The organism is Desulfovibrio sp. JC022, from assembly GCF_010470665.1.
In the GTDB taxonomy this organism is placed as follows: domain Bacteria; phylum Desulfobacterota; class Desulfovibrionia; order Desulfovibrionales; family Desulfovibrionaceae; genus Maridesulfovibrio.
The window spans coordinates 86,884-111,024 of the sequence record NZ_VOPZ01000001.1; the positions used below are offsets into that span (position 1 = coordinate 86,884).

Annotated in this window: 18 protein-coding genes and 2 tRNA genes; 13 read left to right on the forward strand and 7 right to left on the reverse strand. The window is 49.4% G+C overall.

Going from position 1 to position 24,141, the window contains the following annotated elements:
- Positions 1-47: 47 nt before the first annotated feature.
- Positions 48-455 (forward strand): hypothetical protein, encoded by a 408-nt coding sequence (locus tag FMS18_RS00370; RefSeq protein WP_163291763.1) that lies wholly within the window; start codon positions 48-50, stop codon positions 453-455.
- Between the two features lie 8 nt (positions 456-463).
- On the opposite strand, the gene FMS18_RS00375 is transcribed toward FMS18_RS00370, so the two are convergent.
- The 5 genes from FMS18_RS00375 to FMS18_RS00395 all read right to left on the reverse strand — a co-directional run bounded on the left by FMS18_RS00375 (position 464) and on the right by FMS18_RS00395 (position 6,304).
- Positions 464-2,881 carry a cache domain-containing protein gene (locus FMS18_RS00375; RefSeq protein ID WP_163291764.1) on the reverse strand — a complete coding sequence of 806 codons (2,418 nt, stop codon included), beginning with the start codon at positions 2,879-2,881 and terminating at the stop codon, positions 464-466.
- Between the two features lie 236 nt (positions 2,882-3,117).
- Positions 3,118-3,194: transfer RNA gene (locus FMS18_RS00380), tRNA-Arg, on the reverse strand.
- Positions 3,195-3,386: 192 nt separating this feature from the next.
- Positions 3,387-3,463, reverse strand: a tRNA-Arg gene (locus tag FMS18_RS00385).
- A 118-nt stretch (positions 3,464-3,581) separates the two neighbouring features.
- Positions 3,582-5,768 carry an MFS transporter gene (locus FMS18_RS00390; protein WP_239060904.1) on the reverse strand — a complete coding sequence of 729 codons (2,187 nt, stop codon included), beginning with the start codon at positions 5,766-5,768 and terminating at the stop codon, positions 3,582-3,584.
- On the reverse strand, positions 5,732-6,304 hold the full coding sequence (locus tag FMS18_RS00395) for a TetR/AcrR family transcriptional regulator (protein ID WP_163291765.1): 573 nt from the start codon (positions 6,302-6,304) through the stop codon (positions 5,732-5,734). Before FMS18_RS00395 ends, FMS18_RS00390 begins: the two co-directional genes overlap by 37 nt.
- A 537-nt stretch (positions 6,305-6,841) precedes the next feature.
- On the opposite strand from FMS18_RS00395, the gene FMS18_RS00400 reads away from it, so the two are divergent.
- The 8 genes from FMS18_RS00400 (at position 6,842) to FMS18_RS00435 (ending at position 15,153) form a co-directional block, all read left to right on the forward strand.
- Positions 6,842-7,201, forward strand: a complete 360-nt coding sequence (locus FMS18_RS00400; RefSeq protein WP_163291766.1) for a hypothetical protein — start codon at positions 6,842-6,844, stop codon at positions 7,199-7,201.
- A 155-nt stretch (positions 7,202-7,356) separates the two neighbouring features.
- A complete protein-coding gene (locus FMS18_RS00405; RefSeq protein ID WP_136673634.1) occupies positions 7,357-8,004 on the forward strand; it encodes a succinate dehydrogenase/fumarate reductase cytochrome b subunit in 648 nt (215 codons plus the stop codon).
- A 13-nt stretch (positions 8,005-8,017) separates the two neighbouring features.
- Positions 8,018-9,871 (forward strand): fumarate reductase flavoprotein subunit, encoded by a 1,854-nt coding sequence (locus FMS18_RS00410; RefSeq protein ID WP_163291767.1) that lies wholly within the window; start codon positions 8,018-8,020, stop codon positions 9,869-9,871.
- Between the two features lie 20 nt (positions 9,872-9,891).
- Positions 9,892-10,629: a fumarate reductase iron-sulfur subunit gene (locus FMS18_RS00415; protein ID WP_163291768.1), complete on the forward strand. Its 738-nt coding sequence runs from the start codon at positions 9,892-9,894 to the stop codon at positions 10,627-10,629.
- Positions 10,630-10,632: 3 nt separating this feature from the next.
- Positions 10,633-11,472 carry a fumarate hydratase gene (locus FMS18_RS00420; RefSeq protein ID WP_163291769.1) on the forward strand — a complete coding sequence of 280 codons (840 nt, stop codon included), beginning with the start codon at positions 10,633-10,635 and terminating at the stop codon, positions 11,470-11,472.
- A complete protein-coding gene (locus FMS18_RS00425; protein ID WP_136673638.1) occupies positions 11,472-12,029 on the forward strand; it encodes a Fe-S-containing hydro-lyase in 558 nt (185 codons plus the stop codon). Before FMS18_RS00420 ends, FMS18_RS00425 begins: the two co-directional genes overlap by 1 nt.
- A gap of 41 nt (positions 12,030-12,070) precedes the next feature.
- On the forward strand, positions 12,071-13,390 hold the full coding sequence (locus FMS18_RS00430; protein ID WP_163291770.1) for a malic enzyme-like NAD(P)-binding protein: 1,320 nt from the start codon (positions 12,071-12,073) through the stop codon (positions 13,388-13,390).
- A gap of 224 nt (positions 13,391-13,614) precedes the next feature.
- Positions 13,615-15,153 (forward strand): DASS family sodium-coupled anion symporter, encoded by a 1,539-nt coding sequence (locus tag FMS18_RS00435; protein WP_163291771.1) that lies wholly within the window; start codon positions 13,615-13,617, stop codon positions 15,151-15,153.
- A 223-nt stretch (positions 15,154-15,376) separates the two neighbouring features.
- On the opposite strand, the gene FMS18_RS00440 is transcribed toward FMS18_RS00435, so the two are convergent.
- The gene (locus tag FMS18_RS00440; RefSeq protein ID WP_163291772.1) at positions 15,377-15,682 is read right to left on the reverse strand and encodes a hypothetical protein; all 306 of its coding nucleotides are present in this window, start codon (positions 15,680-15,682) and stop codon (positions 15,377-15,379) included.
- Between FMS18_RS00440 and pta the strand changes: the two genes are divergently transcribed.
- Together pta and nifJ are read left to right on the forward strand one after the other, a co-directional pair.
- Positions 15,663-17,792, forward strand: coding sequence for a phosphate acetyltransferase (gene pta, locus FMS18_RS00445; protein WP_163291773.1), 2,130 nt, complete (start codon positions 15,663-15,665; stop codon positions 17,790-17,792). The two genes, FMS18_RS00440 and pta, sit on opposite strands and share 20 nt — an antisense overlap.
- Positions 17,793-18,022: 230 nt before the next feature.
- Positions 18,023-21,547, forward strand: coding sequence for a pyruvate:ferredoxin (flavodoxin) oxidoreductase (gene nifJ, locus FMS18_RS00450; RefSeq protein WP_163291774.1), 3,525 nt, complete (start codon positions 18,023-18,025; stop codon positions 21,545-21,547).
- Positions 21,548-21,635: 88 nt separating this feature from the next.
- Here the strand turns inward: nifJ and FMS18_RS00455 are convergent, their stop codons facing one another.
- A complete protein-coding gene (locus FMS18_RS00455) occupies positions 21,636-22,220 on the reverse strand; it encodes a hypothetical protein (RefSeq protein ID WP_163291775.1) in 585 nt (194 codons plus the stop codon).
- A 173-nt stretch (positions 22,221-22,393) separates the two neighbouring features.
- On the opposite strand from FMS18_RS00455, the gene FMS18_RS00460 reads away from it, so the two are divergent.
- Both FMS18_RS00460 and FMS18_RS00465 read left to right on the forward strand, forming a co-directional pair.
- Positions 22,394-23,098 carry a phosphoadenosine phosphosulfate reductase family protein gene (locus tag FMS18_RS00460; protein WP_163291776.1) on the forward strand — a complete coding sequence of 235 codons (705 nt, stop codon included), beginning with the start codon at positions 22,394-22,396 and terminating at the stop codon, positions 23,096-23,098.
- A gap of 176 nt (positions 23,099-23,274) precedes the next feature.
- A complete protein-coding gene (locus tag FMS18_RS00465) occupies positions 23,275-23,985 on the forward strand; it encodes a uracil-DNA glycosylase (protein WP_163291777.1) in 711 nt (236 codons plus the stop codon).
- Positions 23,986-24,141: the final 156 nt, after the last annotated feature.

A 24,141-nucleotide genomic window follows, 5' to 3' on the forward strand; every position in this document is an offset into this window, starting at 1 on the left:
TATATGGAGAATTGAAGGTGTAATTTTAAGTTGTTTTGGAGATAGTTTTGGAAAATCATAATATTGCGATAATCGGGCTGGGGAGAGTGGGGACTGCTTTTCTTAAAAAAACTCTATCCAGTGATTGTGTGATGAATTTAAGAGCGGTCTGTGAAATGTGTGATACTCCGGGACGTAAGCTTGCCGAGGAAAAGTCCGTTCCTGTCATGGAGTTGAACGAGATAATTGCGCTTGGTATAGAAATAGAAGTTATTTTCGATCTTACCGGTGATGCAAATGTCTCCCGTATTTTGCATGAAAAATTGCGTCAGAGTGGGAACAGTTACACAGACGTAGCCCCTGTACGGGTAGCAAGGCTTGTCTGGGCAATGATTGCAGGTGATGAATATCTTCCTGATCTGGGCAAGAGCAAAAACCAGATTTATGCTGATATGCTTCTGGAAGGGCTGAATTAGATCAACCCTTATGTCAATATGGGCAGGATAATAGTGAATCTGGTTCCTTCACCGGGATTAGAGTCAGCTGTGATCGTTCCTCCGTGGTTCTGGGTGATAATATAATAGGATACCGAAAGACCAAGACCGGTTCCGACTCCCGGATCTTTGGTGGAATAAAAAGGTTCGAATATTCTTTCGAGTTCTTTCTGGTCAATTCCCGGACCGTTATCTTCTATTTCCACCCGCACAAAGTTTTCATCAGAAGAGGTCCTGATGGTTATGGTTGGTATTTTGTGCTCATTTTTTTCTTCCATAAGAGCTTGAGCGGCATTTTTTATCAGGCTGAGAATTACCTGACTTATTTCCATCTCTGTGAAGTTGAACATGGGAGAGGAATTGAAGTCGCGGATAATATTAATTTTTTTGAAATCGTATTTTTTCTTGAAATCATAGTCATTGGCAGCCAGTGACAGGGCAGTTTCAATCACCGGTTCAATATTGCCGGAAGATTTTGATGAATTACTTTTACGGCTGAATTCGAGCATTGATTTCACTATTGCGGCAGCGCGGGTCCCAGCCTCTTGAATACTGCTTAAATATTCGTTTATTCCTCTTTTATCCATGTAATTTCGAAGATTATCCAGATCTATATTGCATTTTTCCGCAACGGGAAGATTGCTTTTGAGCGTCGGCGAGGTCCTGCGGATGATGTTCTGGGTCACCTGCATGATGATACCGAGAGGATTATTGATTTCATGGGCCATGCCTGCGGCAAGTCCGCCGATGGACATCATTTTTTCTGTTTGGACCATGAGCTTCTGCATTTTTCTGCGTTCAGTAATGTTACGCATCACTATGAGAAGTTTCTTCTGCCCGCCTATGGATGCCACCCGTGCGAGATTGTCAGTCCAGAAAGGTTCTCCTGTTTTCTTTTTAACCATCCATTCGAAATGGACAGATTCCCCGGAAAGGGCTTTATTGAACAATTCTGCCGCGTATTTGCCATCGTAAGGCGGGCTGTTGAAGCTTATTATTTCCGGCCCCATCCCTACAGCTTCAGCCCTCTCCATGCCGAAGAAGTCCAGAAAGGTCTGATTCACATCTATGAAAACTTTTTTATTGATATCCAGAACTCCGATGGCATCCTTGGTGGCGTTGAATATTTCGCGGTATGTAATTTCTGATTTGAGGAGTTCGCTTTTAGCTGTTTCCCGGCTGTCGATCATTGTGTTGGCCAGCTCTGCCATTTTGTCGAATTCAGTGAAGTCGATTCGTGAGCGGTCAATCTTCAATGTGGAATCAGTGCCTTTGCGGAAGAAGTTTTCAAATGAACTGAAGTTTTCAGCCAATACCCGTTTGAATCGTTCAGCAAAGATTAGAACGAGAAGAGAGTGCAGAAAAATAAGAGCCAGAACAGCAGTCAGTTGCAGCAATAAAGTATTCCAGAGCTGTTCGGTTTTTTGTTGGAGTGTATCTTCCAGCTGGTCTATATTGATGCTTGCTCCCATAACCCAGTTCCAGCCCGGAACAGCTTCGCAATAGCTTGTTTTTTTGTATGTTTTGAAACCGGATGAGATTGAAGGGCTTCTGTAGGTAATGAACTTCCCTCCTGACTTCGCGGCCTTGATGAATTCTTGAACAATATACACTCCATCCGAGCTTTTAAGCTCCATAATGCTTTTGCCTTTGTTTTTTCCAAGCAGGGAGATTCCGCCGAAAGTACCGGCAAAATATTCGTCACCGCCGGAGTTCAACTTGTTCAGCCGTTTCAGAATAAGCTCTTGAGTGTGGCGGGTAATTGTATCCCGGTAATTACCTGTGCCCAGTATCCATTGGTATGGGGTGAAAAGTTTTATGTAGGAGGTCTTTTCATACGGAACCTTAGAATCACCGGGTTTGGTCCACAAATAATCTATGTAGCCTTCGCCCCGTCTTTCGGCGAGGCTAATCATTTCTTTAAGAATATATCTGCTGTCGGATGTTCTCGTGCCCAAAACATTGTTTCCGGTTATGTCCGGTGCTTCTGTGTGCAGTTCTAATACTCCGTCCATCCCGATAATGAAAAGATATGAGTCATCGTATTCATGAATCATGGCCTGTAATGTTGTTTTGATGAGTTGTTTAAGCTCATCTTCAGGCATGGTGCCCTTGTATGTCTCGTATATATTCATGGCCAGGCTGTGTGCTTCCAGAATGGAAGTTTTGATGCTTTTGAGACTTGCGGCTCTGGCTGTATCCCGGCTGAACTTAATATAGGCCTGCATCCGTGAAACTTCTTTTTTCAGGGAATTTTCCACGCTGCCCATTATTTCAGTTTCCGTTTCCTGCAATTCATCCTGATAGTCGGAAATCATAAAATATACGGTCATCCCGCCGAAAATCAGGATCGACGAAAAGCAGAGAGTCAGTATGGAGCGGGAGAAGATGGTGACAATACTTTTCATGAACTTACCGATTCTATTTGTTAAAATGATTTGAGCACAACCCGTTTGTTTTGAACGGGGATGGTGCCTTCATTTTAAAATATATCATTGCTCAGAGAGCGGGACAAGAAAGTATTGCTATTGAGGGCTTAAAAAATCGATTTTTTGTGCGGGGCACAGCAGGGCAAGGTGAAAGCGAATTTTGAAACGAAAAAAGGGTTACGATCATTTGATCGTAACCCTTTGACTTATCGTAGTGGTGCGCCTGAGAGGATTCGAACCTCTGACCTACGGATTCGTAGTCCGGCACTCTATCCAGCTGAGCTACAGGCGCACACCGAAGATGAGTATTTATGTGTATTCTTCGAGTTGGTCAAGTGTTAATTTCATAAAAATGAAAAAAAAGAACAAAGAAGAATTATAAAATTTAAGATCGTTGTGACTCCGAAGAATTATCTTACCGAAGATCACTTTTGAAATGAAGAGGGTCACAACCATGTGATCGTAACCCTTTGTATTCATTGCGTGGTGCGCCTGAGAGGATTCGAACCTCTGACCTACGGATTCGTAGTCCGGCACTCTATCCAGCTGAGCTACAGGCGCACGCTGAAGAGGGTTCTATGGAGAAAACATTCGCAGGTCAAGCGTTATTTTAAGACAAATTAATTTTTTTGTTAATTAAATATTTAAGCAGAATGGTCTGGTACGTTATGCATTTGAATTAATTGGCATTTATTCTTTTTAAGATTTCAGGAAAATTATTTGTGCTTACAATGCTCATATCCGGCAGAATCCACATGGCCGAGCAGTTCGGGAAATGTTTCCTCATAAATTCAATCCCTTTTGCCGGGCCCATGATGAATACTGTGGTTGCCAGTGCGTCGGCTGTCTCTGCATCCGGGGCGATGGTTGTGGTGGCTATACTTTCAGCGGATGATTGCAGCAGCGCAGGGTCGAAGATGTGATGTTTTCTTGTTTTTTCTTTTTTGGAGACCGGGGTGATGAACTGATAATAATCACCTGAACCGCAGACTGCGCCGTCTTTTATTTTGATATGCCCGATGATTCCGTTGCCCCTTGGGTTGCGGATGCCGATGGTCCATTCCCGGTCACCGAAGACCATGAAGTCTCCTCCGGCCTCGACCATGGCGGTCGTGATTCCAGCTGATTTCAGATGATCAGCGGCAGCATCAATGATGGTGCCTTTGGCAAGGCCGCCCAGATCAAGGGCCATCCCTTTTTTGGGCAGGAAGACTTTGTTTTCGGCGGGATCGATTTCCAGCAGCCGGTAATTGATCAATTCTTTGTGTCCGGCAAAACGGCTTTTATCCAGCGCGTAATAGAATGGGGTGGTGGTGATGGCTCCGATGGTAATGTCAAAGCTCCCCCCTGATTTTTCACTGATTTCAAGGCCGCGTTGTATGGTATCAAAGGCTTTAGCTGATACATGCACGCTTTTTTTGCCAGACTCATGATTGACCCGGCCTACTGAGCCGCGCTTGTTGCGGTGGTCGAGGTCTTTTTGCAGGTGATGCATGATAGTCACGGCTTCTTGAACGGTTTTTTGGGTCGCCGGATTGTCTCCATCGGGAATGGTCAGGTTGACCACAGTGCCCATGGCAATGTCACTGTAACGGAATATTTCGTTGTTGTTTTTCTGTTGCAGGTTGTGTGGAATCAGCAGGAGCAGGATTAAAGCACTGGATAGAGCTGTGGCAAGTCCGATTTTCTTGTGCCCTTTTGCGCGTATCCCTTCATATAATAAGAAAAGGGCAGCCAAAGCTCCGATAATTGCGGTCAGTTTGAATGGAGTTCCCACGTGTCCGGTGGAGCTGACCATGGTTCCGCAGAAAAGCGGGCCGGCCATGAAGCCGATGTTAGCGGCCATATTGGCAAAGCCCAAAGCCTTGCCTTTGGCACAGCCCAGTTCCGAACATACGGCCATGGATGCGGGCATGGAGATTGCCGCACCTATGCCGGAGAGGATTCCGGTAAATATGAATCCCGGCGCAGTGGAGCAGCTGCCAAGAATATAGAGTGCCAGCGCGCTTATATGCATCCCGATGCAGGTGGTCAGTTTGCGGTCGAACCCGGCCAGCAACCTGCCCGATGCGGGGAGCAGCAGTACTGTCGCCAGACTGGGAACGGAGAAAATAAGTGCAGTTGTCCCCGGACTGAGTTGCAGGGATGATTTAATCAGCACCGGATAAAAAGCTATCAGGCTGCCGATGCCCATACCCCGCCCGAAAAGAGCGGCCATGATACTTATGAAATGTTGCGGTCCGGGATAGTCGGCTTTTGTCTTCATTGGCTCTGGCGTGCGGGTGGGCAGGTGTCTGGCGCAGAATATGAAAATGATGAAGGCCAGTCCCATGAAGCCGGACATGGTTCCTAATACGGGCAGGTAGTCCTTATCTATGTATAATAGACCGCCCAGCAGCGGGCCGAGCAGGAAGGATGAATTCATTACCGCCGAAAGCATGGCAAAGCGTGAAGAAAGTTTGTCTCCGTCCATGGATGCTCCGATGGCGGCCATGCTGACTGTGCGTACTGTCCCGGCACAGAGGCCGAGAATAAATTGAATAGTGTAGAGAGTCTCTATTGCCGGGTGCAGGAGATAAAGGAGCGGGAGCAGTACGGCCAGTCCGCAGGAAAATAAGAGCGGCTTGCTGCTCCCGAAGCGGTCAGCATAATTTCCCGAAAGCGGGGCGATGAGCAGTTTGGCAAGGAAGTATCCGGCAAAGCCGCTCCCGAGCCACATGCCGCCGGCTTTCTCGTCAAGATTCATCAGCGGCAGGGTGAAAGTGAAAACCCCGGTACCCATGGAAGCGGCAAATACCGCCCCCATCAGCAGGGGAATGTTGAACCGGGTCAGGTTCTGGCTAGGCTTCGAATTATGAATTGGCATGCTTCTTTAAAAAGATTGTCGATCTGGAAAGGGGTCAGGAATTCGGTTCGTACCGCCCCGACAATGTGCCCGTATACCAGATATGAGGTTTGCGGCAGCGACACTTCACGGATGGACCCGTCTTCCATGCCCAGCCTGATATAATCGTCGATGCGGTCAATGAGCTGCTTGAATTTAGAGGCAATGTGGGTGCGGTCAAGATGTGGATATTCATCGCTGAAAGGAGAACTGCGCAGCAGGGTCGGAAAGGTGGTTCTGTGGTTGTCCGTAAAATCAAAATAAGCCTGAACAAATATTTCCAAACACTCCAGTCCGTTTTTACCCGCCTTGGCTTTATCGGTGAGTATGGCAAGCATCTGGTCGATAAGCTCTCCTCCGGATTCAAGGAAGAGATTGTCTTTGTTTCCGTAGTAGTGTGAAACCAGTCCCGAAGCAACCCCTGCGCAGTCGGCCACCATTTTTAATGTTGTTGCTGTGTAGCCGTGTTCTCCGAACTGCTCTTGTGCAGCCAGCAGGATCTTTTCTTTCTTGGTCATTATACGCTCCGTAGTTTGAGCTGTTTCAGGACGGTTTGCGAAAAAGAGTACTCACCGTAATAAAGTGTTCTCAAGTTCACCGTGAAGAATATATACAGGTTGTATTTGATAGGTTCCTGATAATTAATCATTAATCCTCAATAGAAAAATAAACAAGGCTGAAACAGGCAATCTTTGGTGAAATAATATATTTAATTAGATGTTTGGTTGATTTGGCAGTTTTGATAAGAAGAATCGTTCTTGTGATCGGGGCAACTTTTTGGATTGAAAAAGAGAATTTTGGGTTTGAATCTTTTTTATTTCGTAACACGCGAGCTTGTGAACAAAAAAACAAGTATTAGTCAACAAAAAATTCAAAATTGATTGACCAGCCAATTAAGGGGTGTTAGAAAGATTACAACTAAGAGGGAAGGCGGTCTGTAACCGCTGTTTGACAGTTGAAGGTTTTGTGTCTGGTTTTAAAAAATCTCCCCGAAGATAGTACGGAATAAACTTGATTGAATTATCCGCTGGTTATCTGAGGGAGCCGAGGGATATATGCCAGTTGTAGAGCAAAACATATTCGCAAGGTGTGGGGTGGGACCCGCCGTTGTGAAAAATCAGGGAGCGGGAAGCTTGCGCCGTTTGGTGCGTCTTCTGGCAGTCGCCTTGTTTCAATTGTTTTTTTCGTTCCCGAAAGTCAATTCAGTAAGAAATCATTTAGGGCCTGATTTTCTTTTATCAGGAAAATCCTCACAGCCTGTTCTTTCCATATTTTTCCATCATAGTCACACCAAATATAATTCATCTCTGGAAACGGGGCTGAATTTTTTGCCTTTCTCTTTGCATAAGTTTGTATATCCATTAATAACAGTATGTCCCTGTAAAGGGATTGTGCCTTTTAAGCCGGGTATTTAAATCGGCTCCGGAGGGCTTGCGGCCTTTCGGATGGAATTGTGGGTTTGGGGTTGCCGTCATTGTTCGGCAACGATTCAGTACCACTGTACTCATGCTGATGAGGTCGTGTTGGTAATCCATTAATGCGGGAGAAATCCCGTCAAAGGAGGATGATTATGGCTGTAAATGTAGGTATGCACGTGGCGCGTCCAGGGAAGAGGGATGCGGTCCTCGACTGGCTGCAAATGCTTACCGGAGCCGGACTTGTGGCCTTTATGTGGTGTCACATGATTCTGGTCTCCTCGGTGGTCATTTCGCCCAAGATTATGAATGCCATTGCTCATTTCTTTGAAGCAACATACATGGCACAGGTCGGTGGTCCTTTGATTTTCTTAACTTTTTTGCTACATTTCGCGCTGGCGGCCAGAAAGATACCTTTTCGGCCGGAAGGGCAGGCAACCATTTGGCAGCATGCACAGATGCTTAAGCATCGTGACACCTGGCTTTGGGTTGTTCAGGCCGTGACCGCAATGGTTATCCTCGTAATGGGTGCCATCCACATGTGGGTTGTGCTCAATGATCTTCCTATTACTGCTGCAAAGTCGGCGGCCCGTGTTGGAGAAGGCGGATGGATGCTTTTCTATCTGGTTCTTTTGCCCTGCGTTGAGCTTCATGTGAGCGTGGGATTCTACCGCATCGGTGTCAAATGGGGATTTATCAGGACTGAGAACAGGAAACAGGCCAAGAAGCTTGAGTCTATTCTCTTCGCGACCTTTATGGTTATCGGCATCATCACCCTGATCAGGTTCATCACTTTAAGTTAAACGGGGTTCATAAATGCAAACATATTACTCTGATCTCCTTGTTATCGGCGCGGGCCTTGCGGGCGAGCGCGTGGCTGTGGAGGCGGCCCAGGAAGGTTTTGATGTAATTTGTCTCTCAATTGTCCCGGCACGCCGATCACATTCATCGGCAGCGCAGGGCGGCATGCAGGCCGCACTGGGTAACTGTGCCAAGGGCGAGGGAGACAATGTAGACGTCCATTTCGGCGACACTGTTCGCGGTTCCGACTGGGGCTGTGACCAGGAAGTGGCCCGTCTTTTCGCTGACGCGGCTCCCATTGAAATGCGCAGACTGGCGCATTGGGGCGTGCCCTGGAACCGTGTTGTTCCCGGTAAATCCTTCTATTTCAAAGGTGGCGAGAAATTTGAAAAAGAAGAGAAAGAAGAAAAGCGCGGCCTGATTACCGCCCGTTCATTCGGCGGAACAGCCAAATGGCGTACCTGCTATACTTCCGATGGAACCGGACACGCGGTCATGTGTACCATGGACAACCGCTGTGCCGAACTCGGAATCAATGTTTTCGACCGCAAAGAAGCCATCTCCCTCATTCATGACGGAGACAAATGCACCGGTGCTGTTGTGCGCTGCCTGCGTACGGGCGAACTGGAAGTGTACCTTTCCAAGGCGACTTCCATCTGCACAGGCGGTTTCGGACGTATTTACAAGGCGACCACCAACGCGGTTATCTGTGACGGCGGCGGGCACATCATTGCCCACGATACCGGGGTTGTACCCATCGGTAACCCGGAAGCCATCCAGTTTCACCCCACCGGAATCGTACCTACCGATATTCTGGTAACCGAAGGTTGTCGCGGTGACGGCGGAACCCTGCTTGATGTTAATGAAGAACGTTTCATGAACATCTACGAACCCGAAAAGGCCGAACTGGCCTCCCGTGACGTTGTTTCCCGCTGGATGACCCATCACATGCGTGAAGGCAAAGGTGTTAAATCCGCTTACGGCGAACATCTCTGGCTGGACATCCGCCATCTCGGTGACAAGCACATTTCCACCAAACTGCGTGAAGTTGATGAAATCTGCCATCACTTCCTGGGCGTTGACCCCCGTACACAGCTCATCCCGGTCCGTCCGACCCAGCATTACACCATGGCTGGCGTGCGTACCAATAAAGATGGTGCGGTTTACGGTCTCAAGGGTCTTTTCTCCGCCGGTGAGGCCGCATGCTGGGATATGCACGGCTTTAACCGTCTCGGCGGTAACTCTTTGGCTGAGACGGTTGTTGCCGGTGGTATCATCGGTACCAAGATCGTTGAATTCCTCAAAGGTTATGAGACCGATTTTAAAACCGCTGTTGTTGCCGAAGCTGTCCGCAAAGAGCAGGACCGCATTGAAAAACTGCGCAGCGGTGCCAACGGTAAAGAGAATGTCTACAAGGTCCGCGAAGAAATGCAGGACGCCCTCATGGAAGGTTGTTTTGTTTTCAGAAATGATGCCGGACTCAACAAATGCATTGAAACCCTTCAGGGTACTCTTGATAAAGCCCGCAAGGTCGGTCTTGTTTCCGACGGTCTGGGCGCGAACCACGAACTGGCTGCGGCCCTTAAGATTGAAGGTCAGGTCAAACTGGGCCTGTGTATTGCCAAGGCTGCTCTTGAACGTACTGAAAGCCGTGGTTCCCACAACCGTGAGGACTACACCGCACGTGATGACAAGAATTGGCTGAACAGGACTCTGGCCTACTGGCGTGAGGGCGCGGATATGCCCGAACTTCAGTACGAAGAAGCCACACCCGGTTATGAAATTCCTCCGGGAGACCGTGGTTACGGCGGCGGTTCCATCATCGAAGCCGACAAGGCTGAGATTGAAGCCAAAATGTTCAAGAAATAACCCCTGACAAGGATATAAAGATGAGCAGACAACTCGAATTTGATATATTCCGTTACAATCCACAGGATAAGGGGTCGGTTCCGCACATGCAGACTTTTGTGCTGGATGAAACCGAGAACATGACCCTCTTCATCGCGCTGAACCGTCTGCGCGAGGAGCAGGACCCCGGCCTGATTTTTGACTTCTGTTGCCGCGCCGGTATCTGCGGTGCATGCGCCATGGTCGTTAACGGTAAGCCCCGTCTGGCCTGCCAGACTAAGACTGTCGACCTTCCCGAACGCATTACCCTGTTGCCCCTGCCCGTATATCAGCTGATCGGTGACCTTTCAGTTGATACCGGTTCCTGGTTCAGGGAAATGTACCAGACCACTGAATCTTGGATTCACACCAATAAGACCTTTGATCCCAATGCCCTTGAAGAGCGCATGGAAAACGAGGTTGCGGAACAGATCTACGAACTGGAACGTTGCATCGAATGCGGCTGTTGTGTCGCAGCCTGCGGTACCGCCCGCCTTCGTGATGATTTCCTCGGTGCTGCATCCCTGAACCGTGTGGCCCGTTTTGTAGTTGATCCCCGCGACCAGCGTACTGACCGCGATTACTTTGAAATTATTGGTAATGATGAAGGTATCTTCGGCTGTATGGGCCTCCTCGGCTGCGAAGATGTCTGCCCCAAGAGTCTGCCGTTGCAGAACCAGCTCGGTTTTCTGCGCCGCAAGATGGGTATCACCGCAATCAAAGAAATATTCAGGAAGTAAGCCATGCGTACCATTAAAGCTGAACAGGTTATCGATGCTGTGGCGAAAATGTGCGTAAGCGCAAACCGCTACCTGCCCGCCGATGTCCGCAAGCGTTTTGAAGAATGTGCTGCTGCTGAGGATTCCCCGGCCGCAAAGGAAGTCTTCAGGCAGATCAAGGAAAACTGGGAACTGGCTGAAGAATCCGGCCTGCCGCTCTGTCAGGATACCGGACTGGCTGTCTACATAGTTGAAATGGGTGAAGATGTGCGTGTGGAAGGCATGAACATCCGCGAAGCCATCAACGAGGGAACCCGCAAGGGTTACGAAGAAGGATTCCTGCGCAAGTCGGCCTGCGATCCCCTGACCCGTGCCAATACCAAAGACAACACCCCGGCCATCATCCATTTTGATATCGTCCCCGGTGACAAGATCAAAATCACTTTCATGGCCAAGGGCGGCGGTTCCGAAAACATGAGCCGGGTGACCATGCTTGCTCCGGCTCAGGGCTGGGAAGGCATCAAGAAATTCGTCATCGAGCGGGTTGCCGAAGCCGGACCCAATCCCTGCCCTCCGACCATGGTCGGTATCGGCGTGGGCGGAACCTTTGAATATTCCGCACTGCTGGCTAAAAAGTCACTGATGCGCAAAGTGGGCGAGCCTCATCCTGACCCGGAAATGGCTAAGCTTGAAGCCGAACTCATGGAAGATATCAATAAGCTCGGCATCGGTCCCATGGGCCTTGGCGGCAAGACCACCGTCTTCGACGTGAAGATCGAAATGCGCCCCTGCCACATTGCGTCCCTGCCGCTGGCGGTGAACATCCAGTGCCATTCTTCAAGGCACGAGGAGGTTGTACTCTAATGGCTGAATACAAACTTACCACCCCGCTTACTGATGAAGATATGGTTCAGCTCAAGGCCGGTGATGTGGTCAAATTGACCGGAACCATCTACACCGCCCGTGATGCCGCCCACAAAAGACTTTGTGACCTGCTTGATGCCGGTAAAGATCTTCCTTTCGAACTGAAAGGTTCGGTGGTCTATTACGTCGGTCCAAGCCCGGCTCCTCCGGGCAGGCCTATCGGGTCCGCAGGGCCGACCACCAGTTACCGCATGGACACTTACGCACCCCGGCTGCACAGCCTCGGCCAGAAGGCCAGCATCGGCAAGGGTAAGCGTAATGATGAGGTCAAGCAGGCCTTGAAGGATAATAAAGCTGTTTATTTCGGAGCAACCGGAGGTGCTGGTGCTCTGCTTTCCATGTGCATCAAGGATGCGAAAGTTATCGCTTTTGATGAACTTGGTCCTGAAGCTATCCGTGAACTGACCGTGGAGGAATTTCCCCTGCTGGTCATCAATGATTCCCACGGTGGCGAATTGTACGCCGTCCCTGACCGTAAGGCGGCGGGTGTTGAGTAACAAGTCCGCTGAGTTACAGCAGACAATCAAGGAGAATATTTATGGCTCTTTTCACTAAACAGGAAGCTCTTGATTACCATTCCAAAGGTAGAAAGGGTAAAGTTGAAGTCGTTCCCGTAAAACCTTGTGATACCCAGAAACATCTTTCCATGGCTTACAGCCCCGGTGTTGCTGAATCCTGCAAGGAAATTGCTGAAGATAAAGAAAAATCCTATCTCTACACTGCTCGCGGAAACCTCGTTGCTGTTGTTTCCAACGGTACCGCAGTTCTCGGTCTCGGTAATATCGGTCCTGAAGCAGGTAAGCCGGTTATGGAAGGTAAAGGCGTTCTTTTTAAAGTCTTCGCCGACATTGATGTTTTTGACATCAACCTTGATGTCACCGACCCTGATGAACTCTGCAAGATCGTGAAAGCCATGGAACCCACCTTCGGTGGTATCAACCTCGAAGATATCAAGGCTCCTGAATGCTTCTACATTGAAGAGAAACTCAAAAAAGAAATGGATATCCCGGTTTTCCATGATGACCAGCACGGTACCGCCATCATCTCCGGCGCAGGGCTGATCAACGCTGCTGAAATTACCGGTAAGAAAATTGAAGATATGCGTCTGGTTGTTTCCGGCGCAGGTGCTTCCGCTGTTGCTTGCACCACCTTCTACAAGTCTTTGGGTATCAAGTCTGAGAACATCGCCATGTTCGATTCCCGCGGTCATATCAATAACAGCCGTGAAGGTCTCAACGAGCAGAAGAAATCCTTTGCTACCGACAAAGAGTACAAGGATCTCGCCGATGCCATGAACGGTGCCGACGTATTCCTCGGCCTGTCCGTAAAGGGCATGGTTACCAAAGATATGGTTAAGTCTATGGCTGACTCCCCCATCATTTTTGCTATGGCTAACCCTGATCCTGAAATTCCTTACACCGATGCCAAGGAAGCACGTCCTGATGCCATCATGGGTACCGGACGTTCCGACTTCCCCAACCAGATCAACAATGTTCTGGGTTTCCCCTTTATCTTCCGCGGTGCGCTGGACGTAAATGCTACTTCCATCAACGAAGAAATGAAGATTGCAGCAGCGAAATCTTTGGCAGCTCTGGCAAAAGAGCCGGCTCCAGATTATGTCTGCGAAGCTTACGGTGTGGATAAACTCGAATTCGGCATTGACTACATCATCCCTAAACCGCTTGACCTGCGTCTGATCGAATTCGAATCAGCAGCAGTTGCACAGGCCGCTATGGATACCGGTGTAGCCCGCAAGAAGATCGATATTGAAGAGTACAAGAAAGAACTGCGCGCACGTCTGGCTGCTTCCAGAGAACGTGTGGGTGATTTCATCAGTTCCTACAATCTCGATTTCTAGTCTTGTTTGAATAATGAAAACTAACCCTCCCGGTCCTGTGGGGGATCGGGAGGGTACAAAAACGGTTATGAGGTCCTGTATGTAATGTATCGGCGGTCCTGACGGATCAGGCAGTTGTTTACCTAATGCGCTGACAACCCGTAAAGTGATACAAATCATGTCACTGCCGGGGCAGAAGGGGACATTTCTTCCGTAAGGGTGGCCATAAGCTCAAGTGAGGGACTATGAGCGATCAACAAGATAGTGGTAACGGACGTAGAATCGGTTTTTTTCTGGGACCGATAGTATTCCTGCTCATGATTTTTATGCCGGCTCCATCCGGAATGGAACCCAACGCGTGGAAAGTCGCGGCAGTAACAGCCCTGATGGCAATCTGGTGGATTACTGAAGCAATTCCAATTCCTGCAACATCTCTAATGCCTATCGCGCTCTTTCCACTTCTGGGTGTAATGAAATCCAAAGCGGCCTGTGCTCCTTATGCAAACCATCTTATTTATCTGTTCATGGGTGGCTTTTTTCTGGCTGTGACCATGGAAAGATGGAATCTCCACAGGCGTATCGCCCTGCATACAATTAAAACCGTCGGTACCAGCCCGAACCGTATGATCCTTGGGTTCATGATTGCTACCGGTTTCCTTTCCATGTGGGTTTCCAATACCGCCACAACCATGATGATGGTTCCTATCGGTCTCGCAGTTATTCAGCAGGCTACCGGTTTTGATTCCAAAACACTCAGAGCTTGTGCCACCTCCGGCCCTGAATCCAACTTCGGTAAATGTCTCATGCTCGGTATTGCTTATGCCGCTTCCATGGGTGGCGTGGGTACCATTATCGGTACTCCCCCCAACACCGTTATGGTCGGCATGGTCGACAAAATGTACGGCGTGCAGATCGGTTTCGGGCAGTGGATGCTCTACGGTGTGCCTCTGGCAACAATCATGATCGGTGTTTCATGGTGGATTCTGACCAAGGTCCTGTTCCCGGCTAAAGGTCTGGAACTGGCCGGTGGTGAAGCCATTATCGATAAAGAAATTGCAGCTCTTGGACCCATGTCCAAAGAAGAAAAGTACATTGTTATCGTCGGTTGTTTTGTAGCCGCTTTCTGGTTATCCCGCGGATTCCTCAAGAAAGCTGCCTTCATGGCTGACCTCTGGCCCAACTTCGGTTTTGTGCATGATGCAACTATCGGTATTCTCGGTTCTTTGCTGCTCTTTGCCATTCCTACCAATTTCAAGAAAGGTGAATTCCTGCTTGATTGGAAAACCGCTGTTAAGATCCCCTGGGACGTAATCCTGCTCTTCGGTGGTGGTCTTGCTATTGCAAACGGTTTTTCCAAGACCGGACTGGCGACCTTTATCGCCTCCAGACTGACCATGCTCGACGGTCTGACCATTCTTGCCTTCGTCGCTATCGTGGTCGTTATCACCATCTTCCTGACTGAAATCACCTCCAACACCGCCACCGCGACCCTGCTTGTCCCAATCATGGGCAGTGCTGCAATCGCTATGGGCGTGCACCCCTTTGCAACCATCGTCGGTGCCTGCGTAGCAGCATCGTTTGCTTTCATGCTCCCGGTAGCAACCCCGCCTAACGCCGTTGTGTTCGGGTCCGGCTGTGTGTCCATCAAACAGATGGCCTCGGCAGGTTTCTGGCTCAATATGATCGGCGCGGTCTTGATCACTATTTCCGTGGTCTATCTGCTTCCGGTACTTTGGGGTATCGATTTAAATGTCCTCCCAGACTGGGCTGTTATGCCTAAGTAACACCCCCTACGTTTCCGGGCGGTTTGTTCCGCCCGGAAACAAATTCAGTAAAGCTATTTGATATAATTCGTTTTTTGAGAATTTTTTCTGCAACCGCAAGGTTGCGGGTTCCGTATCTGCGTCCGAAATTCGGACCTGGAGACACCGAATGTTCCGCAAACATTCCCCGGCAGGGTCACTACCTGTTTGCCTTTTTATCGCTACAAAGGGTTGCAGCATTTATTCAAGGCAGCATGGCGGACCTCATCAGCACCTCCTGTGGCCGCTGCCGGGTGTCTCCGAACCAGACGGCAGATAAGGCACCATCTGCGGCGGCGCTGCGAAAAAGATTGAAACTCACGTATGCAGATATACGCTTCGTTCCAATCTTTTTCTTGCTTCTTGCATCTGGTACCTTCTTTACCGTCTGGTTAAAAAGCGTATCTTTTTCCGTTACCTCATGGGCGTGATTAAAAATAAAAGATTTGGTATTAGTGGATTCCCATGCAGTAACTGAATCAGGAGAAAGAATGTCAAAGAGCTTATACATTGCGGCTACAGAGGCCCGGAGCGGGAAATCAGCAATCGTCCTCGGAGTTATGCAGCTGCTTTTGACCCACCTGCGCAAGGTGGCGATTTTCAGGCCAATCATTCACGATAATTTTCATGACCGGGATCACGATATTGATCTTATCCTGCGTCATTTCAAGCTTCCGCAGGATTACGATACCACTTACGCCTACACTCAGAGCGAAGCCACCCGTCTGCTCAATGACGGTAAACACGCCCTGCTTATGGAGAATATCCTCGACCGTTTTAAAGAGCTGGAGGAAAATTATGACTTCGTACTTTGCGAGGGAACTGATTATCTCGGCGGCGAGGCTGCTGTTGAATTTGAGATAAACCTTGATGTGGCGAGCAATCTGGGTTGCCCTGTTCTGGCTGTTCTCAATGCCATGGACAGTTATGAAGATGAAATCTGCGATCTTGCCAACCGCACCGTAGCCATGTTTGAGGAAAAAGGGCTGGATGTTATTTCGGTCATGGTCAACCGGGCGGCCAAGGAATTTTCCCCGGATCTCGGAGAGCGGTTGCGGGGTTGTCTCAAGAGTGAAAGCAACCCGCTGGTCTACGTGCTTCCCAATGACAAACGGCTGGGCAATCCGACCATGAATGATGTTGTTAAATGGCTGGGCTGTAATGTTCTTTATGGCAAGGACAGGCTCGACACTCCCATTGACAACTATGTGGTCGCAGCCATGCAGATTGAAAATTTTTTGAAATACGTCAATGACGGCAGCCTGATCATTACCCCCGGTGACCGTTCCGATATCATTCTCGCAAGTCTGTCGTCACGTCTTTCCGATGCTTATCCCAATGTAGCGGGCATCCTGCTTACCGGTGGAATCCGTCCGGCCATGACTATCCATCATTTAATCGAAGGGTGGAAGGGAGTGCCTTTGCCGATTCTTGTCGCACCGGGACATACTCACAAGACAGCCCAGATCCTGCGCGGACTGCACGGCAAGATTGACCCGGAAAATCAGGTTAAGGTGCTTTCGGCTATGGGGCTTTTTGAAACCTGTGTTGATTCCCATGAATTGCAGCAGAAATTTGTCTCCAGCCGTTCCACACGGATAACTCCTTATATGTTTGAGCACACCCTGTTGCACAAAGCTCGCGAAGATGAACAGCATATTGTCCTGCCGGAAGGTAAGGAAGAACGCATTTTACGTGCGGCTGACATTCTTCGTCGTCGCGGAGTGGTACGCATGACCCTGCTTGGAAATGAGGATGAGATTCGTCAGGTTGCCTCGGCAATTGATGTCAGTCTGAACGGGATTGAGATTATAGACCCGGTAAAGTCCGAATATTTTGACCGTTTTGTGGATGAATATTTAGAACTGCGCAAGCATAAGTGTATTGTAAGAGACGATGCCTGTGACCGCATGAGTGATCCCACTTATTTCGGGACCATGATGGTTTATACCGGAGTTGCCGACGGCATGGTTTCCGGTTCCATCACCACCACAGCCCAGACCATTCGTCCGGCTTTTGAGTTCGTTAAGACCAAACCCGGATTTTCCATTGTCTCCAGCGTGTTCCTTATGTGCCAGAATGACCGGGTCATGGCTTACGGCGACTGTGCGGTGAATCCCAATCCCAACGCTCAGGAACTGGCCGAAATCGCCATCAGTTCCGCTCATACCGCTGCAATTTTCGGCATTGAACCGAGGGTAGCCATGCTTTCCTATTCCACCGGGGAATCCGGCAAAGGTCTTTCCGTGGACAAGGTCAAGGAGGCCACGGATCTGGTCCGTAAATTGGCTCCGGAAATCGCAGTGGAAGGGCCGTTGCAATTTGATGCTGCCGTGGACCCGAAAGTAGGAGCCGAACTTATGCCGGACAGCGATGTTGCCGGGCGTGCTACCGTACTTATTTTTCCTGACCTTAATACCGGAAATAATACTTATAAGGCCGTGCAGCGGTCACAGCCGGAATCCGTTGCCATCGGCCCGGTTTTGCAGGGTTTGAAAAAACCGGTCAACGACCTGAGCCGTGGATGCACGGTGCGTGATGTGGTCAACACCGTAGCTATTACCGCTATTCAGGCCATAGCCGAAAAAGAACTGGCGAAAAAGGAAGCCGGGGGAGAGTGATTTTTTAAAATATTTTTTGTGTGATTGAATACACTTCCAAGGGTGATATCTGCTTTCAGGATTGGATATAGCTCCCGGAAGTGCAGGGGTTTCAGGCATTTTGAACGGCTGACCAACTTTTTTGCAAAGTTCAGCCCGGAAGCTGTGAAATACGGGTAGGCAACGCGTAGGGTCGTGTGTTACACTTTTCGGCGCACGCCTTCCCAACCATAAAGACACGGAGAATTATAATGGCGAAAAAAATGAAAACTATGGATGGCAACCAAGCCGCTTCCTACGTAGCCTACGCTATGTGTGAAACCGCAGCCATCTATCCTATTACCCCTTCATCCCCCATGGCCGAACTGGCTGACGAGTGGGCTGTTCAGGGTGTTAAGAATATTTTTGACACAACCATGGAAGTCCGCGAGCTTCAGTCTGAAGCAGGTGCCGCAGGCTCTTTGCACGGTGCGCTGGCAGCAGGTAACCTTTCCTGTACCTTTACCGCATCTCAGGGTCTGTTGCTGATGATCCCCAACATGTACAAGATTGCGGGTGAACTTCTGCCCACAGTTTTCCATGTATCCGCCCGTGCCCTTGCCGGACAGGCTCTGTCCATTTTCGGTGACCATCAGGACGTAATGGCCTGTCGTCAGACCGGATTCGCCATGCTGGCATCCAACTCTGTCCAGGAATCTCTCGACCTCGCGTTGGTTTCACATCTCGCAACCGTTGAATCCAGCATTCCTTTTGTACACTTTTTCGACGGCTTCAGAACTTCCCACGAAGTGCAGAAAGTCGAATTGATCGACTACGAAGATATGGCTGCCGCCCTCAACTGGGATAAAGTCCGTGACTTCCGCGACCGCGCTCTGAACCCTGAGCATCCGCACACCCGTGGTACCGCACAGAACCCGGATATCTACTTTCAGGCCACTGAAGCAATTAACCCCTACCGTGATGCTGTTCCCGGTTATGTTGAAGATGCAATGGCTAAAGTTAAGGAAATCACCGGTCGCGAATACAAACTTTTCGACTACGTGGGTCACCCTGAAGCTGAAGATGTTATTGTTGCAATGGGTTCCGGTTGTGAAGCCATTGAAGAAACAATTGAACATCTCGTTGCCAAGGGCGAGAAAGTCGGTCTGGTAAAAATTCGTTTGTTCCGTCCCTTCTCCATCGAGCATCTCGGCCGCGCCATCCCCGCGACTTGTCAGCAGATCACCGTTCTGGACCGCACCAAAGAAGGCGGAGCCATCGGCGATCCCTTGTACCTTGATGTTTGCACCGCACTGAAGGAAATGAGCATTGACCTGCCCGTTTATGCCGGACGTTACGGCCTCGGTTCCAAGGAATTTACTCCTGCCATGATCAAGGCCATCTACGACAACATGAAGTCTTTGGCTCCCAGACATCACTTCACCATCGGTATTAATGATGATGTGACCCGCCTTTCTCTCGAAGTGGGCGAAAGCATCGATACTACCCCCGAAGGTACTGTTCAGTGCAAGTTCTGGGGACTCGGTTCCGACGGTACTGTTGGTGCTAACAAGCAGGCCATTAAAATCATCGGTGATAAAACCGACATGTACGCACAGGGCTACTTTGCCTACGACTCCAAGAAATCCGGCGGTATTACCGTATCCCACCTGCGTTTCGGTAAAAGCCCCATCAAGTCCACTTACCTTGTTGAAATTGCAGACTTCATCGCCTGTCATAATCCCAGCTACGTAAAACTTTACGATCTGCTGGACGGCATCCGTGAAGGCGGAACCTTCCTGCTCAACACCAGCATGGATCTTGAAGAGCTGGAAGCAGAACTGCCCGCAAAACTGCGTCGCAAGATTGCTCAGAACAATCTCAAATTCTACGTCATCGACGGTGTTAAGATCGCCGGTGAAGTTGGACTGGGCGGACGCATCAACATGGTCATGCAGACCGCGTTCTTCAAACTGGCAAACGTCATTCCCTTTGAAGATGCAGTCAAATACCTCAAAGAATCCATTCAGACCGCGTACGGCAAGAAAGGCGAGAAAATCGTCAACATGAACAACGCTGCTGTTGATCAGGCCGAAGCAAATCTGATTGAAATTAAATATCCCGAAAGCTGGGCAACCGCAGAAGATGAAGAAGCAGTCGAATCCTTCGAACCTGAATTCATCACTGACGTTGTTAAGCCTATTCTTGCTCAGAAGGGTGACGAACTTCCGGTCAGCGCATTTTCACCTGACGGACGTTTCCCCATGGGTACTTCCCGCTTTGAAAAACGCGGTGTAGCAATTCAGGTCCCCGAATGGATCATGGATAATTGCATTCAGTGCAACCAGTGCTCCTTTGTCTGCCCGCACAGTGCCCTGCGCCCTGTCCTCGTAGATGAAGAAGAAATGAAAATTGCTCCCGAGAGCTTTGAAGCCATGGATGCGAAAGGCAAGGGTCTGGAAGGACTCAAGTATCGCATGCAGGTTAACACCCTTGACTGTCAGGGCTGCGGCAACTGCGCCGACATCTGCCCGGCCAAGGAAAAAGCTCTGGTTATGAAGCCTCTGGCTACCCAGACCGAGAAAGAAGTTGCCAACTACGACTTCTCTGAAATCGTATCCTTCAAGGATCGTATCCTGCCTCGCACCAGCGTTAAGGGCAGCCAGTTCCAGCAGTCTCTGATGGAATTCTCCGGCGCATGTTCCGGTTGCGGTGAAACACCTTACGTCAAGGTTCTTACCCAGCTCTTCGGCGAACGCATGATCATTGCTAACGCAACCGGTTGTTCCTCCATCTGGGGTGCATCCGCTCCTTCCACTCCTTACTGCGAGAATCTCGAAGGTCACGGTCCCGCTTGGGGTAACTCCCTGTTCGAAGATGCCGCTGAATACGGCTTCGGTATGGAAATGGCTATCTCCAACCGTCGCGACCGTCTGAAAATGCAGATGGAAAAGGCACTTGAGCTGGACATTACCGATGATCTGAAGGCGGCCCTCAAAGGCTGGATCGAAAACAAGGACGACGCTGCAAAGTCCCTCGAATACGGCGATCAGCTCCGTGAACTCCTTGCTGTGGAAGCTGACAGTTACGAACTGCTGCTCGAAATCGAAGAGCAGGAAGATATCTTCACCAAGAAGTCCGTATGGTGCTTCGGTGGTGACGGTTGGGCTTACGATATCGGCTTCGGCGGTGTTGACCACGTTCTCGCTTCCGGCAAGGACATCAACATCCTCGTAATGGATACCGAAGTGTACTCCAACACTGGTGGTCAGGCTTCCAAGGCAACCCCGCTCGGCTCTATTGCCAAGTTCGCAGCTGCCGGTAAGCACACAGCCAAGAAAGACCTCGGTCGCATGATGATGAGCTACGGCTACGTTTACGTTGCTTCCATCTCCATGGGTGCCAACAAGAATCAGGTTATGAAGGCCTTCCTCGAAGCTGAATCCTATCCCGGACCTTCCCTGATCATCGCTTACGCTCCTTGTATCAACCAAGGTATCCGCAAGGGTATGGGTAAAACTCAGCTTGAAGGTAAACTCGCGGTTGAGTCCGGTTACTGGCCGCTTTACCGCTTCGACCCCCGTCGCGAAGAAAACGGCGAGAATCCGCTGGTTGTTGAATACAAAGAGCCTGACGGAACCTTGCAGGAATTCCTTTCCGGCGAAAACCGTTACGCAATGCTCGAGCGTATGATGCCTGAAGCATCCAAAACCATGCGTGCTGGTCTTGAAAAAGACTGCAAGCAGAGATTCAAAATGCTCAAACAGCTTGCTGAGCTTGATTACTCAGAAGATTAATCAAGCCACAGCAGAAGTGTCTGTATAAAACGAGGCCCCCTGCATCCATCGGATGCGGGGGCTTTCGTATTCCTGCGTATACAAAGAATTACGCGGATTGGCTTTCAAGTAATGCGAGTTCAGCTTGAAGTGCGGCAAGTTCAACTTCCTTTGTCTTCAGTTTTTCTGCGGCTTTTTCATCGTTGGTGGCTTCACTGCGAAGCTGCTGGATTTCGCTTTCCAGTTCTTCGATTTCGTCTTCCTTATCTTCTACATCCGTGCTTGAGCTGGAGGATGTTCCGCCCGCCGCGCCACTTGCGGCAGCCTGTTTGCCTCCGCCCATGCCCCTGTCGCCTTTACCGCCGGGATTCCCGCCTTCACCTTCAGGCGGCATTTCTCCGGGACGCCTGCCCGGACGGGGCATATTTTCCGGGTCAATGCCGTTTTCCTCGGCAAAACTTTCCATGGTGTCTTTCAAGTCTTCCTTCTGATCTTTAGTCAGATCACCGGGATTACTGGCCCCGTATTCTTCCATTTTGGATTTGAAAAGTTCCATGGCCTCAGCGGAAATTTTAACGGTATCCCCGTCCCTTAGCCGTTCATCAATGGCTTTTCTCTGCTCTTCCTGTTCATTTTTGTTCAGCTGAAATACGCCCGTTGCGGATGAATTTCCCAATGAATCAATCGTGACCATAAAAACACTCCTTATGTTTAAGAAATTTAAAACTGTCTTAAGCAAAGCAATGTTTCGGCCAGTGTTTATAAAGATTTAATTAAGAATTATTAAGTTTGCAATAAGGTTTGAGCCGCTTGCAAAAAGAGCTGTTTCAGGCAACAAGGGAACCACTTTCGTTAAGGAGTCTGATTTTGACTGAAATAAACGCATCCTCACCTCTCGACGCCAAAGTGGCACATAGTGCCGGCCTCATGTCCGGTATGCTGGAAATGTATCCGCCGCAGCGTATTGCCGTGGCTTGGACCGGGGGCAAGGATTCCACAGTGGTGCTGGCCCTCTGGCGGGAGGTGCTAAAAAGCAAGGGCAAGGAAGCCTCGCTGGTGCTGGTTCCGCAGGCATTGTCTATTGATACCGGGATCAAGTTTCCCGAAGTAATGTCCTTCCGGGACCGTATTGCCTTGCAGTGGGGAGTTGACGTAAAGGTTATCAGGCCTGATGTTGATCTCACCACTTATCCCGTTGCCGAGGACCCGGTGAAATGTTGCGCCGATCTCAAAATCAAGCCTTTACAGAAAGCCATAGAAGAATTTGAAATTGACCTGCTCATTACCGGGATTCGTCGTGACGAGCATCCAAGCAGGGCAGGGCGCAAGTATATGGAAGTGCGTGATGAACCCGACCACACCTTGCTTAATCCCATCCTCGAATGGACTGAGATGGATATCTGGTCGTTTATCACCATGCACCAGATTCCGCATTGCGAGCTTTATGATCAGGGTTATCGCTCACTAGGTTGTCAGCCCTGTACAACCAAAGGCGGGGATGGTGAGCGTGCAGGGCGCAGTGCAGAAAAAGAGCGTAATCTGGAACAGCTTACTTCTATGGGATATTTTTAAGAATTAGTTGATGCGCTATCGCGCTTTTTGATATTTGATTTCGCCTCCGGCGGCCAAAGAAACTTTTTGAAAAAAGTTTCTCTGGACTCTTCAAAAACTTTTATTAAGGCTTCGCCGCTTCGTTTGGAAAGTTTTTAGAGGGGCGTATAGTATAATATAAAGAGAGAAATAGAGATATGAGAGTTAATTTTTGTTTGTCCAGTTATGATGTTGATGATTCCTGGCGTGGATTTTTCACCCTTCCCCGGATGATGGAGCTGGACAGGATCAGTTCATCCATCGGCAAGGATTTTACGCCCAATGCTGATAAAGTTCTGCGTTTTTGCAAGACTGATCTTTCAAATATGAAAGTGGTCATTCTCGGTCAGGACCCTTACCCGCAGATGGGCGTTGCCACCGGCAGGGCCTTTGAAGTTGGTGACATCAAGGCTTGGGCAGAGCTGAAGCGTAATGCCTCGCTGATTAACATCCTCAAGCTTCTGCATAAGAATTATCTTCAGGCTGATGATGTTGAAGGTATAGCCAAGATCAGGACTGATATTGAGTCCGGTAAATTTCCGGTGCTGCCTCCGAAAAAGCTTTTCACCCATCTTGAAGAAGAGGGTGTGCTTTTCTTGAACACCGCTTTGACCTGTCAGATTGATAATTCCGGTAGTCACACTGAAATATGGCGGGGTTACACCACCGCACTTCTTCAGTACATTGCGCAGAAAAATCCCAACGCCAAATGGCTGCTCTGGGGCAAGGATGCGCAGGAATTTGCAGCATTTGTACCCGAAGCCCAGAAGAAGACCAGCTATCACCCGCGTCTGTTCAATAAAACTCCCGGCTCCTTCCTCGGTGAAAACCATTTCGCCGATTGCCCGGAGATTAATTGGGTGAAATAAAAATTTAACCGGACTGCGGCTTTTATCCCGCACGATTCTGCCATCTTAAGACGCGAAGCTTATTAACGCGTTTTGGGAAAGGGGAGAGGAGTCCAGAGGAGAGGGGAAAACACTTTTTGGCGTTAGCAAAAGGGTTTTCCCCTCTCCTTTGGCCGC

Excerpts from the sequence above, each read along its gene's own strand:
- FMS18_RS00375 (WP_163291764.1), bottom strand. The coding sequence starts at position 2,881 with ATGAAAAGTATTGTCACCATCTTCTCCCGCTCCATACTGACTCTCTGC.
- FMS18_RS00465 (WP_163291777.1), top strand. The coding sequence starts at position 23,275 with ATGAGAGTTAATTTTTGTTTGTCCAGTTATGATGTTGATGATTCCTGG.
- FMS18_RS00395 (WP_163291765.1), bottom strand. The coding sequence starts at position 6,304 with ATGACCAAGAAAGAAAAGATCCTGCTGGCTGCACAAGAGCAGTTCGGA.
- FMS18_RS00415 (WP_163291768.1), top strand. The coding sequence starts at position 9,892 with ATGAGCAGACAACTCGAATTTGATATATTCCGTTACAATCCACAGGAT.
- pta (WP_163291773.1), top strand. The coding sequence starts at position 15,663 with ATGTCAAAGAGCTTATACATTGCGGCTACAGAGGCCCGGAGCGGGAAA.
- FMS18_RS00400 (WP_163291766.1), top strand. The coding sequence starts at position 6,842 with ATGCCAGTTGTAGAGCAAAACATATTCGCAAGGTGTGGGGTGGGACCC.
- FMS18_RS00420 (WP_163291769.1), top strand. The coding sequence starts at position 10,633 with ATGCGTACCATTAAAGCTGAACAGGTTATCGATGCTGTGGCGAAAATG.
- FMS18_RS00405 (WP_136673634.1), top strand. The coding sequence starts at position 7,357 with ATGGCTGTAAATGTAGGTATGCACGTGGCGCGTCCAGGGAAGAGGGAT.
- FMS18_RS00425 (WP_136673638.1), top strand. The coding sequence starts at position 11,472 with ATGGCTGAATACAAACTTACCACCCCGCTTACTGATGAAGATATGGTT.
- FMS18_RS00430 (WP_163291770.1), top strand. The coding sequence starts at position 12,071 with ATGGCTCTTTTCACTAAACAGGAAGCTCTTGATTACCATTCCAAAGGT.
- FMS18_RS00410 (WP_163291767.1), top strand. The coding sequence starts at position 8,018 with ATGCAAACATATTACTCTGATCTCCTTGTTATCGGCGCGGGCCTTGCG.
- FMS18_RS00435 (WP_163291771.1), top strand. The coding sequence starts at position 13,615 with ATGAGCGATCAACAAGATAGTGGTAACGGACGTAGAATCGGTTTTTTT.
- FMS18_RS00455 (WP_163291775.1), bottom strand. The coding sequence starts at position 22,220 with ATGGTCACGATTGATTCATTGGGAAATTCATCCGCAACGGGCGTATTT.
- nifJ (WP_163291774.1), top strand. The coding sequence starts at position 18,023 with ATGGCGAAAAAAATGAAAACTATGGATGGCAACCAAGCCGCTTCCTAC.
- FMS18_RS00390 (WP_239060904.1), bottom strand. The coding sequence starts at position 5,768 with ATGCCAATTCATAATTCGAAGCCTAGCCAGAACCTGACCCGGTTCAAC.
- FMS18_RS00440 (WP_163291772.1), bottom strand. The coding sequence starts at position 15,682 with ATGTATAAGCTCTTTGACATTCTTTCTCCTGATTCAGTTACTGCATGG.